Source organism: Klebsiella sp. CD33 (genome assembly GCF_051992865.1).
Taxonomy (GTDB): domain Bacteria; phylum Pseudomonadota; class Gammaproteobacteria; order Enterobacterales; family Enterobacteriaceae; genus Klebsiella; species Klebsiella pneumoniae.
Map to the genome: position 1 here is coordinate 3,296,652 of NZ_CP197023.1, position 17,013 is coordinate 3,313,664.

Consider the following 17,013-nt stretch of genomic DNA (forward strand, 5'->3'; position numbering starts at 1 on the left):
GCTCAGGCGCCGTTCTTTAATCCTTCGAGATATTCCCAGCGTTCAAAGGCCGCTTCCAGCGCCTGCTCCGCTTCGGCCAGCTGCGCCAGCACCTGCTGCGTGCGATCGTGCGGTTGCCCGAAGAAATCGGGATCGGCAACCTGATCCTGCAGCGTCTGCAGTTCGGCCTCGAGAGCCTCCAGCTTCTGCGGCAGTTGTTCCAGCTCGCGCTGCAGGTTATAGCTTAGTTTGTTCCCGCCGCGTTTGACAGTTTCTGCTTTTGGCTGAGCGACTTCCGTCGTTTTTTTAACGACCGTCTGCTTTTGCGCCAAAGACTGGGCCTGCTGACCGCGGGCGTCGTGATAGCCGCCGACGTACTGGCCAATACGACCGCCGCCTTCGAAGATCCAGCACTCGGTCACGGTATTGTCGACAAACTGACGATCGTGGCTCACCAGCATCACGGTCCCCTGATAGCCATCGATCAGCTCTTCCAGCAGCTCCAGCGTTTCAACATCGAGGTCGTTAGTCGGTTCATCAAGGATCAGCAGATTGCTGGGTTTCAGGAACAGCCGGGCCAGCAGCAGGCGGTTACGTTCCCCTCCGGAAAGCGCACGTACCGGGGTCATCGCTCGTTTCGGATGGAACAGGAAGTCCTGTAGATAACCCAGCACATGACGTGGCTTACCGTTAACCATTACCTCCTGTTTGCCTTCCGCCAGGTTGTCCATCACCGTTTTATCCGGATCCAACTCCGCGCGGTGCTGGTCGAAGTAGGCGACTTCCAGCTTGGTGCCAACATGGATCCGCCCGCTGTCGGCCTGCAGCTGGCCGAGCATCAGCTTCAGCAACGTGGTTTTCCCGCAGCCGTTGGGGCCGATCAGGGCGATCTTGTCGCCGCGCTGGATCTGTGCGGAGAAATCCTTCACCAGCACTTTGCCGTCAACCTGATAGTTGACGTTTTCCATCTCAAAGACGATTTTGCCGGAACGGGAAGCCTCCTCAACCTGCATCTTCGCGCTGCCCATCACTTCCCGACGCTCACCGCGCTCGCGGCGCATCGCCTTCAGCGCGCGGACTCGGCCTTCGTTACGGGTCCGGCGCGCTTTGATACCCTGACGGATCCACACCTCTTCCTGGGCCAGCTTGCGGTCAAATTCTGCATTCTGCAGTTCTTCGACCCGCAGGGCTTCTTCTTTATCGAGGAGATACTGATCGTAATTTCCCGGATAGGTCACCAGCTTGCCACGATCGAGGTCGACAATGCGCGTCGCCATATTGCGGATAAAGGAACGGTCATGCGAAATAAAGATAATCGTGCCTTTAAAGGTTTTCAGGAAACCTTCCAGCCAGTCGATGGTTTCGATATCGAGATGGTTAGTGGGCTCATCCAGCAGCAGCACGCGCGGCCCACTGACCAGGGCGCGGCCCAGCGCCGCTTTACGTAACCAGCCACCGGACAGCGACGCCAGCTGCGCATTGGCGTCAAGGCCCAGCTGCTCAATCACTTCGTTAATGCGGCTGTCCAGCTGCCATAGTCCCAGGTTATCGAGCTGCTCCTGCAGGCGCGCCAGTTCATTTAAATTTTTGTCGCTCGGATCGGTCATCACCTGATGCGACACGTCATGGTAGGCTTTCAGATAAGCCGCCTGCTCGGCGATCCCTTCGGCGACGAAATCGTACACCGTACCAGCAACGTTCCGCGGTGGATCCTGCTGCAGACGCGCCACGATCAGGTCCTGTTCATAAATGATGCGTCCGTCATCCAGCCCCTGCTCGCGGTTGAGGATCTTCATCAGGGTAGATTTACCGGCGCCGTTGCGTCCGACGAGGCAGACGCGTTCGTTATCTTCAATATGCAGCTCGGCATTATCCAGCAGCGGCGCATCGCTGAAGGAAAGCCAGGCGCCGTGCATACTAATCAGTGACATTATTTATTCCTTTCAGGCTGCGGTAATCAGCCAGCAGTTGTGGATCTGACGGTTGCGGGCAAAATCCTGCGACAGCGTTTTTTGCGAAATCTCTTGCGCCTTCAGGCCAAGCGCCGCCAGCCCGTCATGATCCATACGGAAACCGCGTTTGTTATTCGAGAACATAATGGTGCCGCCTTTACGCAGCAGACGTTTTAGATCGGTCATCAGGCGAATGTGATCGCGCTGGACGTCAAACGCATCTTCCATTCGTTTGGAGTTGGAAAAGGTCGGCGGATCGATAAAGATCAGATCGAACTGCTCGGTGCTCTCCCGCAGCCAACCCAGCACGTCCGCCTGCATCAGGCGATGCGCGCGGCCGGTCAGGCCATTGAGACGCAGGTTGCGTTCCGCCCACTCCAGGTAGGTGCGTGACATATCCACCGTGGTGGTGGATCGCGCACCGCCGAGGCCTGCGTGGACGCTGGCGCTGCCGGTATAGGAGAACAGGTTCAGGAAGTCCTTACCTTTACTCATCTGGCCGAGCATGCGACGGGCGATACGGTGGTCGAGGAACAGACCGGTATCCAGGTAGTCGGTGAGGTTGACCCACAGGCGCGCGTTATACTCCTGTACCTCAATAAAGTCGCCCTTCTCCGCCATCTTCTGATACTGGTTTTTCCCCTTCTGCCGTTCACGGGTTTTCAGCACCAGCTTGTTAGGCGCCATGTCCAGTACGGCGATAGTCGCAGCGATGATGTCGAACAGACGCTGGCGCGCCTTATGCGCGTCGACGGTTTTCGGCGGGGCATACTCCTGGACCACCACCCAGTCGGCATAGCGGTCAATGGCCACGTTGTATTCCGGTAGATCAGCATCGTACAGGCGATAGCATTCGATTCCTTCCTGGCGGGCCCATTTTTCAAACTTCTTCAGGTTCTTACGCAGACGGTTAGCAAAATCCTCCGCCAGCATCGCCGGCTTGCCGCCTTCGCTCTCCGCCAGGTGATAATTCTTCTGCACGCAGTCCAGCGGGCCGTTCTTGGCTTTAAACTGCTTGTCGGCACGCAGCTGCAGGCAACTCAGCAGCTCCGGCGAAGCGCTGAATACCGACAGGTTCCAGCCGCCGAACTGACTTTTCATTATCCGGCCAAGCAGGCTGTGCAGAGCGATCAGCGCTGGCTCGCTTTCCAGACGTTCGCCGTACGGCGGGTTACTGATCACCGTCCCGTACGGGCCTTTCGGTAGCGGGTTGTTCAGTTGGGCGACGTCTTTCACGTCAAAATCGATCAGCTCGCCAATGCCGGCGCGGCGGGCGTTGCGGCGCGCGCGCTCGATTACGCGCGCGTCGACGTCTGAGCCGTAGAAGCGTGACTCATACGCTGCCAATCCCTGACGAGCGCGGGTTTGCGCTTCCGCCTTCACCTCTTTCCAGATGCCGTCATCGTGCTGCGCCCAGCCGCCAAAGCCCCAGTGGCCGCGGTGCAGGCCCGGCGCGCGGTCGGTCGCCAGCATCGCCGCTTCAATCAGCAGGGTACCGGAGCCGCACATCGGATCGAGCAGCGGCGTACCTGGTACCCAGCCAGAGCGCATGACGATCGCCGCCGCGAGGTTTTCTTTGATCGGCGCCATTCCGGTACCATCGCGATAGCCGCGCAGGTGCAGGCCTTCGCCGCTCAGATCCAGCGAGATGTGCGCCGTCTCTTTGTTCAGCCAGACGTTGATCCGCAGATCGGGCGACTCACGATCGACGTTCGGGCGCGGTAGATTCTTACGGGTGAAGCTGTCGACAATGGCGTCTTTAACCTTCAGCGCGCCGTACTGGCTGTTACGGATCTCGTCATTGAGGCCGCTAAAATGCACCGCGAAGGTGGCGCCAGGGTTGAACATCTCCGTCCACGGAATGGCCTGTACGCCGAGGTACAGATCCAGATCGCTGTATACGCGACATTCGCCCAGCGGCAGCATGATGCGCGAAGCCAGCCGGCTCCACATCAGGCTTTGATACAGCAGGCGCGTATCCCCCTGAAAATGGACCCCGCCCTGGACTACCTGGCAGTCCGTCGCGCCAAGCCCTTCCAGTTCAGTTTTTAACAGCTCTTCCAGCCCACGAGCCGTACTGGCAAACAGAGAATTCATATCGTCACTTTTACTTAAAGAAAATTGGTGCGCATTATAGCCAATATGTGCCCTATGTCATAAAGTTATAGGCTTATTTTTGGAACCCGGAGGCAGCGTATGGTAACGCTATCGCGACTTTTTATTCATCCTGTTAAATCCATGCGCGGCATGGGCCTGACCCACGCCTTTGCTGATATCAGCGGCCTGGCCTTCGATCGCCTGTTTATGGTCACCGAAACCGACGGGACCTTTATTACCGCTCGCCAGTTTCCGCAAATGGTGAAATTTATTCCGGCGCCGCTGCATGATGGCCTTCACCTGACCGCACCGGACGGCAGCAGCGCCGTGGTGCGTTTTAGCGATTTCGCCACGCAGGCCGAGCCGACCGAAGTCTGGGGCAACCATTTTACCGCCCTCATCGCGCCCGCCGCCGTTAACCAGTGGCTCAGCGGCTTTTTCAAGCGCGATGTCCAGCTGCGCTGGCTGGGGCCGCAGCTAACCCGCCGGGTAAAGCGCCATGATGCGGTGCCGCTCTCCTTCGCCGACGGCTACCCTTACCTGCTGGCTAACGAGGCCTCCCTGCGCGATCTGCAACAGCGCTGCCCGGCCAGCGTAAGCATAGAACAGTTTCGCCCTAACCTTGTGGTCACCGGCGCGGCGGCCTGGGATGAAGATAGCTGGAAAGTGATCCGCATCGGCGAGGTGGTGTTTGATGTCGCTAAGCCGTGCAGCCGCTGCATTTTTACCACCGTCAGCCCGGAGCGCGGTCAGAAGCATCCCGCCGGGGAGCCGCTGGAAACCTTAAAGCGTTTTCGTACCGCGCTGGACAATGGCGATGTCGATTTTGGCCAGAACCTGATTGCCCGCAACAGCGGGGTGATCCGGGTGGGAGATGAAGTGGAAATCCTTACCCGCGGCCCGGCGAAAGCCTACGGGGCAGGTGAAAGCGACGATACCCCGGCTCCCGAGGCGCAGCAGCAGGCTACGGTTGCCATCGAATGGCAGGGTCAACAGTTTACCGGCAATAACCAGCAGGTGCTGCTGGAGCAACTGGAACAACAGGGCATTCGCGTACCCTATTCGTGTCGGGCGGGGATCTGCGGCAGCTGCCGCATCCGGCTGGAAGAGGGAGAAGTGAGTCCGTTAAAGAAAAACGCGGTTGCCGGAGATGGCACTATTCTCGCCTGCAGCTGTGTACCGAAAACAGCGCTACGCCTGGCGCCTTAAACCGCCTGCCCCAGACTGTAGCTGACCGCGCTCTGCGCCGGCTGCAGTCTGTCATTCATGATTTTAATGACATCGCCTAGCTGCATGACGCGGCCGGCAAGGGTGAGACCCGGCTGAGCCAACAGACAGAGCGCGGCGTTATCGCCCGGCTCCACCACCAGTAAATTCACCTGCTCGCCGGTATCGCTCAGCCAAACGCAGGCGGCGTCGCCGCCGCTCGGCTGCCAGTGATGGGTATGGGCGATAAAGTGCCAGCTTTTCGGCATCTGCGGTTTGAGAAAACGGATGGCGGTGAGCGCGTTAAGGACTAATTCCGCCCGCTGCTCTTTCGATAGCTCGAGATCGCGACATTTTTCTTCAAAAGAGAAATAGAGCGCGGCGTCATCAACGCAAAATCCCGAAGGGGCAAAGGCATCCGGAGTCAGCATGCGCCGGGCGAAGCGCGAGCGAAATAACATGCCATTGGCCAGATCGAGCATCATGCGGTCGTGCTCTTCATCGTAATACCAACGCCAGTTATCGTCAGGTTTAATCCGCATTTTTCCCCCTGTACCCTTTCATACGCCTCTGCAAAGTTGTTGCGACTTACCGCAGAATATTTTCTAAAATTAAGAAAAGTCTAAAATGTTTAAATAAGCAACAGTGAGGGAATATAAAACAACCAGGGCCGGAAATAAAGCCCTGGGTGGGATTCAGAGGAGGAAAAGATTAGATGTGGGTAACAATTTCTTTAATCAGCGGCGGACCTTTAAAAATAAATCCAGAATAGATCTGCACCAGCGATGCCCCGGCGGCAATCTTTTCCCGCGCGGCAATCACCGAATCAATGCCGCCCACGCCGATGATAGGCAAACGGCCATTCAGCTCAGCGGAGAGCATACGGATAATTTCAGTGCTTTTTAATTGTAATGGACGACCGCTAAGCCCGCCGGTCTCATCGCAATGTTTCATTCCCTGAACCAGGGAACGATCGAGGGTGGTATTGGTTGCAATCACGCCATCAATATTATGACGCACGAGGCTATCGGCAACCTGGATCAATTCCTCAGGCAAAAGATCCGGCGCGATCTTTACGGCGACCGGGACATATTTTTGATGCTTCTGCTGCAGCTCGAGCTGCTTATTTTTAATACCGGAGAGTAAATCATCCAGCGCTTCGCCGTATTGCAGCGTGCGCAGCCCTGGGGTATTCGGCGAGGAGATATTAATGGCGATATACCCGGCGTACGGATAGACTTTTTCCATACAAATCAGGTAATCATCTTTCCCATGCTCAACCGGCGTATCTTTATTTTTGCCGATATTGATACCCAGCACGCCGTCAAAATGCGCCTTTTTCACATTCTCAACCAGGTTATCGACGCCATGGTTATTAAAGCCCATGCGGTTGATCAATCCCTCGGCATCAACCAGACGGAAGATCCTTGGCTTATCGTTGCCCGGCTGCGGACGCGGCGTCACGGTGCCGATCTCAATCGAACCAAACCCCATCGCGCCCAGCGCGTCAATGCATTCCCCATTTTTATCCAGCCCGGCCGCCAGACCCAGCGGGTTTTTAAAGGTTAGCCCCATGCAGGTGACAGGCCTGGCCGGTACCTTCTGGCGAACCAGCATTTCCAGCGGCGTCCCGGTGACACGGCGTAATTGTTGAAAGGTAACTTCATGAGCGCGCTCAGGATCGAGCTGAAAAAGGGCTTTACGAACGAAGGGGTAGTACATGAACTCTCCTGGATTCCCGGTGTGCAAACCGGGGGCGTATTATGTGCGATCTGTTGCGGAAAGGGAATTGACCTGCGACAAAAAATCCCCCATCAGCGCAAACGATTACCTACCCCGCGCGCCATTATGCGCTTTTCGGCTATCTAACCGCGGATAAATCATTTAGGGAAATAATGGCCCTCTGTCACACTCACTATAAATGTTATCAATTATAGATAAATGCAAACATTTAGTTATAAGGAGAGAGAGATGCGCGTCATTACGCTTGCGGGCAGCCCGCGTTACCCTTCCCGTTCCAGCGCTTTGCTGGAATACGCCAGAGAGACGCTCACCGCCGCCGATATCGAAGTCTGCCACTGGCATCTGCAGAACTTTGCCCCGGAAGACCTCCTGTACGCTCGTTTTGACAACCCGGCGCTGCAGACGCTCAACGAACAGCTGGCCGGGGCTGATGGCCTGATCATCGCCACGCCGGTGTATAAAGCCTCGTTCTCCGGCGCGCTGAAAACGCTGCTCGACCTGCTGCCTGAGCGAGCGCTGGAGGGCAAAATTGTGCTGCCGCTGGCCACCGGCGGCACCATCGCCCACATGCTGGCAGTGGACTACGCGCTGAAGCCAGTGCTGAATGCCCTCAAGGCCCAGGAGATCCTCCATGGCGTCTTCGCTGATGACAGCCAGGTGACCGATTACCAGCATAAGCCGCAGTTTACCGCGAATCTGCAGCGGCGCCTTGATGACGCCCTGGAGACCTTCTGGCAGGCGCTGCATCGCCCCAGCAGCCGTGCGCCGTCGTTAACATCTCTGCGTGGGGTGGAGCATGCTTAATCCTCTCCGCGCCCTGACTCTGGGCGGACTGCTGCTAATCTCTACGCTGGGTCACGCCGCCCCGGCGGCGCCTGACGCTCTGCGCATCGGCTACCAGAAAGGCAGCGTCAGCATGGTGCTGGCGAAGAGCCATCAGCTGCTGGAGCAGCGCTATCCGCAAACCCATATCTCGTGGATTGAGTTCCCGGCCGGTCCGCAGATGCTGGAGGCGCTGAACGTCGGCAGCATTGATATCGGCAGTACCGGCGATATTCCGCCTATCTTTGCCCAGGCGGCAGGCGCCGATTTGGTCTATATCGGCGCGGAGCCGCCCAAGCCCAAGGCGGAGGTGATCCTGGTGGCGCAGGGCAGCCCGATTCATAACGTTGCTGAGTTAAAAGGGAAAAAGGTCGCTTTTCAGAAAGGCTCCAGCTCCCACAATCTGCTGCTGCGCGCCCTGCAGCTCGCAGGTCTGAAATTTAGCGATATTCAGCCGGTTTACCTTGCCCCCGCCGATGCGCGCGCCGCCTTCCAGCAGGGCAATGTCGACGCATGGGCCATCTGGGATCCGTACTACTCCGCCGCGCTACTGCAGGGCGGCGCCCGGGTACTCACTGACGGAACCGATCTGAAACAGACGGGATCCTTCTATCTTGCTTCCCGGCCCTACGCTGAACGCAATGGCGCTTTCATTGAAGGCGTACTCGACACCTTTACTCAGGCCGATGCCCTGACCCACAGCCAACGCGCGCAAAGCATTACGCTGCTGGCGAAAACGATGGGCTTACCGGAGGCGGTGATCGCCAGCTATCTGGACCATCGTCCCCCCACCGCGGTTACCCCGGTGAGCGCCGAAACCGCCGCTCGCCAGCAGCAGACGGCAGACCTGTTCTACGAGAACAAGCTGGTGCCAAAAAAAGTTGATATCCGGGCCCGCATCTGGCAGCCCGCCGCCACACAAGGAGCGAAATCATGAGTCTGAATATGTTCTGGTTTTTACCGACCCATGGTGATGGTCGTTATCTGGGTACCGAAGAGGGTGCCCGTCCGGTCGATTATGGCTATCTGCAGCAAATCGCGCAGACGGCGGATCGGCTGGGCTTCACCGGCGTGCTGATCCCGACCGGACGCTCTTGTGAGGATGCGTGGCTGGTCGCGGCCTCAATGATCCCGGTGACGCAGCGGCTGAAGTTCCTTGTCGCCCTCAGGCCAAGCGTGGTATCGCCGACGGTGGCCGCGCGTCAGGCGGCGACCCTGGACCGGCTGTCAAACGGCCGGGCGCTGTTCAATCTGGTCACCGGCAGCGATCCTGCCGAACTGGCAGGCGACGGCGTCTTCCTCGACCACACCGAGCGCTATGAGGCCTCGGCTGAATTTACCCACATCTGGCGCAAGCTGATGGAGGGAGAAACCGTCACCTTTAACGGCAAGCATCAGCGCGTTCGCGACGCCAAACTGCTGTTTCCGCCACTGCAGCAGCCGCGTCCACCGCTCTATTTCGGCGGCTCGTCTGAGGTGGCGCAGGAGCTGGCCGCTGAGCAGGTCGATCTTTATCTTACCTGGGGAGAACCGCCGGCCCAGGTGGCAGAGAAAATAGCTCAGGTGCGAGAGAAAGCCGCCCGGCATGGTCGCCAGGTGCGTTTTGGCATCCGTCTGCACGTGATCATCAGGGAAACCAACGAGGAAGCGTGGCAGGCGGCGGACAGCCTTATCTCCCATCTTGACGACGAGACGATCGCCCGCGCCCAGGCGGCTTTCGCCAGAACCGACTCCGTCGGCCAGCAAAGGATGGCGGCCCTGCACAACGGGCGACGCGATAAGCTGGAAATCAGCCCCAACCTGTGGGCTGGCGTGGGTTTAGCGCGCGGCGGCGCCGGGACCGCGCTGGTGGGCGATGCCGCCACCGTTGCCGAACGGATCAATGAATACGCCGCGCTGGGTATCGATAGCTTTATCTTTTCCGGCTATCCGCATCTGGAAGAGGCGTACCGGGTCGGAGAGCTGCTGTTCCCCCTGCTTGACGTCGCGGTGCCGTCCATCCCGCAGCCGCAAAACCTGCGCCTGCAGGGGGAAGCGGTCGCCAACGAGTTTATTCCGCGTAAAGTAGCGCAAAGCTGAGGAGACCGTGATGGCAAAATCAACCCATCCCCTGTTGTTACGCCTCGCCCCCTGGCTGCTGCCGGTAGGGACGGTCATTGTCTGGCAGCTGGCCTCGTCCGTCGGCTGGCTGTCGACGCGGGTGCTGCCCTCGCCGGAGGGGGTATTGAAAGCGTTCTGGACCCTCTCGGCCAGCGGTGAGCTGTGGCAGCATCTGGCCATCAGCTCATGGCGGGCGCTGGTCGGCTTCGCCATCGGCGGCTCGATCGGGCTAATACTCGGCCTGATCAGCGGCCTGTCTCGCTGGGGCGAGCGTCTGCTGGATACCTCGATCCAGATGCTGCGCAATGTCCCGCATCTGGCGCTGATCCCGCTGGTGATCTTGTGGTTCGGCATCGATGAGACCGCCAAGATCTTCCTTGTCTCGCTGGGCACCCTGTTCCCGATCTATATCAACACCTGGCACGGGATCCGCAATATTGACCGTGGGCTGGTTGAGATGGCGCGCAGCTATGGCTTATCCGGCTTCGCCCTGTTCCGTCACGTGATATTACCCGGCGCCCTGCCCTCAGTTATGGTCGGCGTGCGTTTTGCCCTTGGTCTGATGTGGCTGACGCTTATTGTCGCCGAAACTATCTCGGCGAATGCCGGCATCGGTTATCTGGCGATGAACGCGCGTGAATTTCTGCAAACCGACGTGGTGGTAGTGGCGATCATCCTTTACGCCATCCTTGGCAAACTGGCCGACGTCTGCGCCCAGCTGCTGGAACGGCTCTGGCTGCGCTGGAATCCGGCGTATCATCTTCAGGAGGCTAACGCATGAACACTGCCCGTCTCAACCCAGGTATCCCGCTGCTGCTGAACGGGGTGACGAAACGCTATGGCGACAACACCATTCTTAACGAGCTGGATCTGCATATTCCCAGCGGCCAGTTTGTGGCGGTGGTAGGCCGCAGCGGCGGCGGCAAAAGTACCCTGCTGCGCCTGCTGGCAGGTCTGGAAAAACCAAACGCCGGCGAACTGCTGGCTGGCGCGACGCCCCTGGCGGCGATCCAGGACGACACCCGGATGATGTTTCAGGATGCGCGCCTGCTGCCGTGGAAAACAGTGATTGATAACGTGGGGCTGGGGTTAAAAGGCGCCTGGCGCGACGCCGCCCTGCAGGCGTTGGCCAGCGTCGGACTTGAAAGCCGCGCACAGGAGTGGCCGGCCGCGCTGTCGGGTGGGCAGAAGCAGCGCGTTGCGCTGGCCCGCGCGCTGATCCATCGCCCGCGCCTGCTGCTGCTGGACGAACCGCTGGGGGCGCTGGATGCCCTCACCCGTCTGGAGATGCAGGAGCTGATCGTCTCCCTGTGGCAGGAGCATGGCTTTACGGTCCTGCTGGTCACGCACGACGTCAGTGAAGCGGTGGCCATGGCCGATCGGGTACTGTTAATTGAAGAGAAGAAGATTGGCCTCGATTTAAGCGTGGATATCCCGCGACCGCGGCGCACCGGTTCGGCGAAGCTGGCCGAGCTGGAGGCTGAAGTACTGGATCGGGTGATGAAACGCGGCGACAGCGAGCGTGCGCCGCGTTTGTTTAGTCATGGCTGACCGGCGTAACTGTCTGCTGTCTGAACGGGGGCATATCGTCATCCGACATGTCCCCGGCTCGCGCGTTGCACAGCCGGGCTACCAACGCCAAATCAGCCGTGTATTCCAGGTCGGGTAAGCATCGCGCCGCCCGACAACATCACCACGCTAACGGGTAACCCGGACAGGGCGCAAGGCGCGCCGCAATCCGGGGTTATGCCACCGTTACGCCAGCGCCTTACTGATTTTCTCGAACAGGTCGCCAGAGAGATTCTCCAGCCCCTTCAGCTGCTCCAGCGCGGCGCGCATCAGCGCCTGTCGCTTCTCATCATAACGCTTCAGACGAATCAACGGCTCAATCAGGCGCGACGCCACCTGCGGGTTACGCTGGTTAAGCTCGGTCAGCATCTCCACCAGGAACTGATAGCCGCTGCCATCTTCAGCATGGAACGCCGCCGGGTTGCTGCTGGCGAAAGCGCCGATTAACGAGCGCACACGGTTCGGGTTGCTCATGCTGAACGAACGGTGGTTCAGCAGACCGCGCACGGTTTCCACCACGTTGGCTGCCGGGCTGGTGGACTGCAGGATAAACCACTTATCCATCACCAGACCGTCCTGATGCCATTTGTCATCGTACTCCTGCATCAGCGCATCGCGGCACGGCAACTCAGCGGCAACCGCCGCCGACAGGGCGGCCAGCGCGTCGGTCATGTTATCTGCCTGGTGATACTGCGTCGCCACCAGCTTATCGCCCAGCGTCGGTTCCGCAAACGCCAGATAGCGCAGGCAGGTATTGCGCAGAGCACGTTTACCAATATCGGCGTGCTCCACCCGATAGCTGTCGAGCTTATTGGCGTTATAAACCGCGAGGAATTCGTCCGCCAGTTCGTTCGCCAGGGTGCGGGTGAGCGCTTCGCGCACGGCGGCGATGGCGATCGGATCGATAATCGCGAACATCTCGGCGATTTCGTTGGCTGACGGCAGGGTTAAGATCTCAGCGGCCAGCGCCGGATCAATCTTCTCATCCAGCAGGATGGCGCGGAAGGCATCCGCTACGTGCACCGGCAGCGACAGCGGCTGCCCCTGCTGATGGCGGTTGACGTTCAGCTTGATGTAAGTCGCCAGCAGGCTCTGCGCCGCATCCCAGCGCGAGAAATCATTCCGCGCGTGACGCATCAGGAAGGTCAGCTGCTGATCGCTCCACTTGTATTCCAGTTTCACAGGCGCTGAAAATTCGCACAGCAGCGCCGGCACCGGCTGGAAATAAACGTTATCGAAGACAAACGTCTGCTCGGCCTGGGTCACATTAAGCACCGGGTGTACCGGGTGGCCACCCTTCTGCAGGGGGATCACCTTGCCCTCGTTATCGTACAGCTCAATGGCAAACGGGATATGCAGCGGCTGCTTCTCGGCCTGCTCGGCGGTCGGCGGCGTACGCTGGCTGATGGTCAACGTATACTGCTCGGTCTCCGGATTATAGTCGTCATGCACGGTGACGATTGGCGTACCGGACTGGCTGTACCAGAGGCGGAAGTGCGACAGGTCGACGTTAGAGGCATCTTCCATCGCCTGCACGAAATCGTCGCAGGTGGCGGCGCTGCCGTCATGGCGTTCAAAGTACAGCTGCATCCCTTTCTGGAAGTTTTCTTCACCCAGCAGGGTGTGCAACATGCGGATCACTTCGGCACCCTTTTCATAGACCGTCAGGGTGTAGAAGTTGTTCATCTCGATAACCATATCCGGACGGATCGGGTGCGCCATCGGGCTGGCGTCTTCGGCAAACTGCAGCCCGCGCATGGTGCGCACGTTGTTGATGCGGTTCACCGCCCGTGAGCCGAGGTCGGAACTGAACTCCTGATCGCGGAACACGGTCAGCCCCTCTTTCAGGCTGAGCTGGAACCAGTCACGACAGGTGACGCGGTTGCCGGTCCAGTTATGGAAATATTCATGACCAATCACGCGCTCAATATCGAGGTAGTCTTTATCGGTGGCGGTATCGGTACGGGCCAGAACATATTTGGAGTTAAAGACGTTGAGTCCTTTGTTCTCCATGGCACCCATATTAAAGAAGTCGACGGCGACAATCATATAGATATCGAGGTCGTACTCGAGGCCAAAGCGCTCCTCATCCCACTTCATAGAGTTTTTCAGCGAGGTCATCGCCCAGGGCGCGCGATCGAGGTTGCCGCGATCGACGTACAGCTCCAGCGCCACTTCGCGGCCAGAGCGGGTGCGGAATGAATCGCGCAGGACGTCAAAATCACCGGCCACCAGCGCAAACAGATAGCACGGCTTCGGGAACGGATCCTGCCACTGTACCCAGTGACGACCGTTCTCCAGCTCCCCTTCCGCCATACGGTTGCCGTTGGAAAGCAGGAACGGGTATTTAGCTTTATCGGCGATAATTTTGGTGGTAAAGCGCGCCAGCACATCCGGACGGTCCAGATACCAGGTGATATGGCGGAAACCTTCCGCTTCGCACTGGGTGCACAGCGCTTCGCCTGACTGATACAGGCCTTCCAGCGCGGTGTTCGCCGCCGGGCTGATCTCATTGACGATGGTCAGGGTGAAATGCTCCGGCAGGCCGCCGATCACCAGCTGATTGTTTTCTTCTTTATAGTCACTCCACGGCTGGCCGTTCACCTGCAGAGCGATCAGGGTCAGATCTTCGCCGTCCAGGCGCAATGGCACATCAGGCGCAGCCGCGTGGCGGGAGACCTTGCTCTCGGCCGTAACAACGGTTTTTGCGGCATCCAGGTCAAAGGTCAAATCGATATCGCTAATCAGATACTCCGGCGCACGATAGTCGTGGCGGTATTTGGCTTGGGGCTGTTGTGTCATAAAAAACCTTTAGCATCTTCGGTAAAGTGTCGTCCCAGTCTATTCCTGTTGTGTCAATCGCGCTATGCAGAATCTTCATCTTTTCAACGTGAAACACGGAAATCGCTACATTTTGTTAACACTCGCGGCACGAAATGCCCTCGACCCGACGCAAAGCTTGTGGTGTGATCCATGTTCAATATATTAAACTAGGCCTCGCAAATGACCGTCAGCGTCACCATTGCTCGCCATCGCGGGACAGAGTCGGGTAATAAAGGTATACTCCGCCTCCATTTTCCGCGTCGGTTTCGATGGGACGCTCCAGTGAGAGGATGCTACTGCGCACCATGACACAATTCACTTCTCCTGTACTGCACTCGCTGCTTGATACGGATGCCTATAAGCTGCACATGCAGCAGGCTGTCTTCCACCGCTACGGCGATGTGCATGTGGCGGCGGAGTTTCGCTGCCGCGGAGACGACCTGCTCGGCATCTATGCCGACGCGATCCGCGAGCAGGTGGAGTCCATGCGCGACCTGAGGCTGCGGGATGATGAATATCGCTGGCTGTCCACCCTTCCCTTTTTTCGCCAGGATTACCTCAACTGGCTGCGCGATTTTCGCTATGACCCGAGCCAGGTCACGGTCAGCAATGACAATGGTAAGCTGAACATTCGCCTTACCGGCCCATGGCGGGAAGCCATCATGTGGGAAGTCCCGCTGCTGGCGGTGATAAGCGAGTTGGTCCATCGCTATCGTTCACCAGAGATGGGCGTCGATCAGGCGCTCAACACGCTGGAACATAAGCTAGGCGACTTCGCCACCATGACCGCTGACCTCGACATGAGCGCCTTCCGTCTGATGGACTTCGGCACCCGCCGTCGTTTCTCACGCGAGGTGCAGGAAGGTATTGTGCGGCGTCTGCAGCAGGAACCATGGTTTGTCGGCACCAGCAATTACGATCTGGCGCGCCGTCTGAATTTAACCCCGATGGGTACCCAGGCCCATGAGTGGTTCCAGGCCCACCAGCAGATCAGCCCCAGCCTTGCCAGCAGCCAGCGGGCGGCCCTTGCCGCCTGGCTGGAAGAGTATCCCGACCAGCTGGGGATCGCGCTGACCGACTGCATCACTATGGATGCGTTCCTGCGCGATTTCGGTCCGGAATTCGCCACCCGCTATCAGGGGTTGCGCCACGATTCCGGCGACCCGGTGGAATGGGGAGAAAAAGCTATCGCCCATTATCAGAAGCTGGGTATCGATCCGCTGAGCAAAGTGCTGGTCTTCTCCGATAATCTCGACCTGGCCAAAGCCGTCGATCTGTACCGCCACTTCGCCTCGCGGGTGAAGCTCAGCTTTGGGATCGGCACCCGTTTAACCTGCGATCTGCCGCAGGTTAAACCGCTCAATATCGTGATTAAGCTGGTGGAATGTAACGGCAAGCCGGTGGCGAAACTCTCCGACAGCCCGGGGAAAACCATCTGCCACGATAAGGCCTTCGTCCGCGCCCTGCGCGAGGCTTTCGACCTGCCGCCGATTAAAAAGGCAAGCTAAAAAACATGGCCCGACGGCATTCTGCTATCGGGCCAATCAATATCACTCCTGCGGCAAACGGGCTCTGACGACCTCGGCAAAATACTCCGCGCCAGTTAGCAATATCTCATCATTAAAGTCGTAGCAGGCATTATGCAACGGTGTATTGCCCTGAGCATCTGAACTATCGCCGTTGCCTAAAAAGATGAAACAGCCGGGGATTTTTTGCAGAAAAGCGCCAAAATCCTCCGAAATCATCATCTGTGCGACGTTGCCGTCCACCTTCTCAGCCCCTACCACGTTAATCGCAGCGGTGACCGCCACATCAACGCATTGCTGCCAGTTCACCGTTGGCGCAAATTCATGGGTATAGCTGAACTGGCACGTCGCACCGTGCATCGCGCAAATCGCTTCGCTAATGGTACGCATTCGTTCTTCGAGCAGCATCTGCACCTCCGGTGCAAAGCTGCGCGTATCCCCTTTGATTTCGACGTGCGTCGGAATCGCATTGCGGATGCCATCGGTGTGCAGTTCAGTACAGGAAATGACCGCTGGCATGTTCGGATCAACATTTCGCGAAACAATTGTCTGCAAAGCCAGGATGATTTCCGCCGCAATGACCAGCGGATCTTTCGCCATATGCGGCCGCGCCGCATGCGCTCCCTGCCCTTTAATACGAATAATAAAGTTATCTTCACTGGCCATAATGCCACCGACTCGCGTGGCGATAGTTCCGGCTTTCATACCCGGCATATTATGCAGACCGTAGATTTCCTCTATGCCAAAGCGTTCAATAACGCCATCGTCCATCATCGCTCTGGCGCCATAGCCAGGTTCCTCAGCAGGCTGAAAAACAAAGCAGACCGTGCCGTTAAAATTCTGCCGCTGCAATAGCAACTGCGCCGCGCCCAGCGCAATGCAGGTATGACCATCATGTCCGCAGCCGTGCATCCGCTCGGCGGTCATGGAGCGGTAAGACCAGTCTCCCTGTTCGGTCAATTGAATGGCATCGATATCGGCACGAATAGCGATAACGCCCTTCCCGTCGCCGCATTTCAATCTCCCCACCACCCCGGTTTTGCCAATATCGCGGTGCACCTCAATGCCCATAGCTTCGAGCTTTTCGGCAATAAACCGTGAAGTATTCTGCTCCTCGAAGGCGCTTTCCGGGTGAGCATGCAAATAGTGACGCCAGGCGATAAGCTGCTGCTTTAGCTGTTGCTGATTCATTCTCT

The 17,013-nt window shown here is 58.3% G+C and carries 13 protein-coding genes; 7 read left to right on the top strand and 6 right to left on the bottom strand.

All coding sequences use genetic code 11. The features are described from left to right. Positions 1-2 precede the first annotated feature (2 nt). Positions 3-1,910, bottom strand: coding sequence for an ABC transporter ATP-binding protein (locus tag ACR809_RS16455; RefSeq protein ID WP_004147848.1), 1,908 nt, complete (start codon positions 1,908-1,910; stop codon positions 3-5). 12 nt (positions 1,911-1,922) lie between these two features. Beyond that, a complete protein-coding gene (gene rlmKL, locus ACR809_RS16460; protein WP_004191110.1) occupies positions 1,923-4,028 on the bottom strand; it encodes a bifunctional 23S rRNA (guanine(2069)-N(7))-methyltransferase RlmK/23S rRNA (guanine(2445)-N(2))-methyltransferase RlmL in 2,106 nt (701 codons plus the stop codon). A 99-nt stretch (positions 4,029-4,127) separates the two neighbouring features. Between rlmKL and ACR809_RS16465 the strand changes: the two genes are divergently transcribed. Continuing rightward, entirely contained in the window at positions 4,128-5,237 is a 1,110-nt protein-coding gene (locus tag ACR809_RS16465) for a YcbX family protein (protein ID WP_004179196.1), read from the top strand. On the opposite strand, the gene zapC is transcribed toward ACR809_RS16465, so the two are convergent. Next, a complete protein-coding gene (gene zapC / locus ACR809_RS16470; RefSeq protein WP_002898308.1) occupies positions 5,234-5,776 on the bottom strand; it encodes a cell division protein ZapC in 543 nt (180 codons plus the stop codon). The genes ACR809_RS16465 and zapC overlap by 4 nt on opposite strands. A 169-nt stretch (positions 5,777-5,945) precedes the next feature. Further along, positions 5,946-6,956 (bottom strand): quinone-dependent dihydroorotate dehydrogenase, encoded by a 1,011-nt coding sequence (pyrD, locus tag ACR809_RS16475; protein WP_002898303.1) that lies wholly within the window; start codon positions 6,954-6,956, stop codon positions 5,946-5,948. Positions 6,957-7,205: 249 nt separating this feature from the next. Between pyrD and ssuE the strand changes: the two genes are divergently transcribed. From ssuE to ssuB, 5 genes are read left to right on the top strand one after another with little or no spacing between them, the layout of a single operon-like run. After that, on the top strand, positions 7,206-7,781 hold the full coding sequence (gene ssuE / locus ACR809_RS16480) for an NADPH-dependent FMN reductase (RefSeq protein ID WP_002898296.1): 576 nt from the start codon (positions 7,206-7,208) through the stop codon (positions 7,779-7,781). Beyond that, a complete protein-coding gene (locus ACR809_RS16485) occupies positions 7,774-8,736 on the top strand; it encodes a sulfonate ABC transporter substrate-binding protein (RefSeq protein ID WP_122051435.1) in 963 nt (320 codons plus the stop codon). The genes ssuE and ACR809_RS16485 overlap by 8 nt, the downstream gene beginning before the upstream one ends. Then, the gene (gene ssuD / locus ACR809_RS16490) at positions 8,733-9,878 is read left to right on the top strand and encodes an FMNH2-dependent alkanesulfonate monooxygenase (RefSeq protein WP_122051436.1); all 1,146 of its coding nucleotides are present in this window, start codon (positions 8,733-8,735) and stop codon (positions 9,876-9,878) included. The genes ACR809_RS16485 and ssuD overlap by 4 nt, the downstream gene beginning before the upstream one ends. A 10-nt stretch (positions 9,879-9,888) precedes the next feature. Beyond that, a complete protein-coding gene (gene ssuC, locus ACR809_RS16495; RefSeq protein WP_004141755.1) occupies positions 9,889-10,680 on the top strand; it encodes an aliphatic sulfonate ABC transporter permease SsuC in 792 nt (263 codons plus the stop codon). Continuing rightward, entirely contained in the window at positions 10,677-11,450 is a 774-nt protein-coding gene (gene ssuB / locus ACR809_RS16500) for an aliphatic sulfonates ABC transporter ATP-binding protein (protein WP_004150838.1), read from the top strand. The genes ssuC and ssuB overlap by 4 nt, the downstream gene beginning before the upstream one ends. Before the next feature lie 204 nt (positions 11,451-11,654). Here ssuB and pepN read toward each other — a convergent pair whose 3' ends face one another. After that, a complete protein-coding gene (gene pepN, locus ACR809_RS16505; RefSeq protein ID WP_101970333.1) occupies positions 11,655-14,270 on the bottom strand; it encodes an aminopeptidase N in 2,616 nt (871 codons plus the stop codon). A gap of 326 nt (positions 14,271-14,596) precedes the next feature. On the opposite strand from pepN, the gene pncB reads away from it, so the two are divergent. Beyond that, positions 14,597-15,799, top strand: coding sequence for a nicotinate phosphoribosyltransferase (gene pncB / locus ACR809_RS16510; protein WP_002898217.1), 1,203 nt, complete (start codon positions 14,597-14,599; stop codon positions 15,797-15,799). 42 nt (positions 15,800-15,841) lie between these two features. Here pncB and ACR809_RS16515 read toward each other — a convergent pair whose 3' ends face one another. Continuing rightward, on the bottom strand, positions 15,842-17,008 hold the full coding sequence (locus ACR809_RS16515) for a M20 aminoacylase family protein (RefSeq protein WP_069196481.1): 1,167 nt from the start codon (positions 17,006-17,008) through the stop codon (positions 15,842-15,844). Positions 17,009-17,013 lie beyond the last annotated feature (5 nt).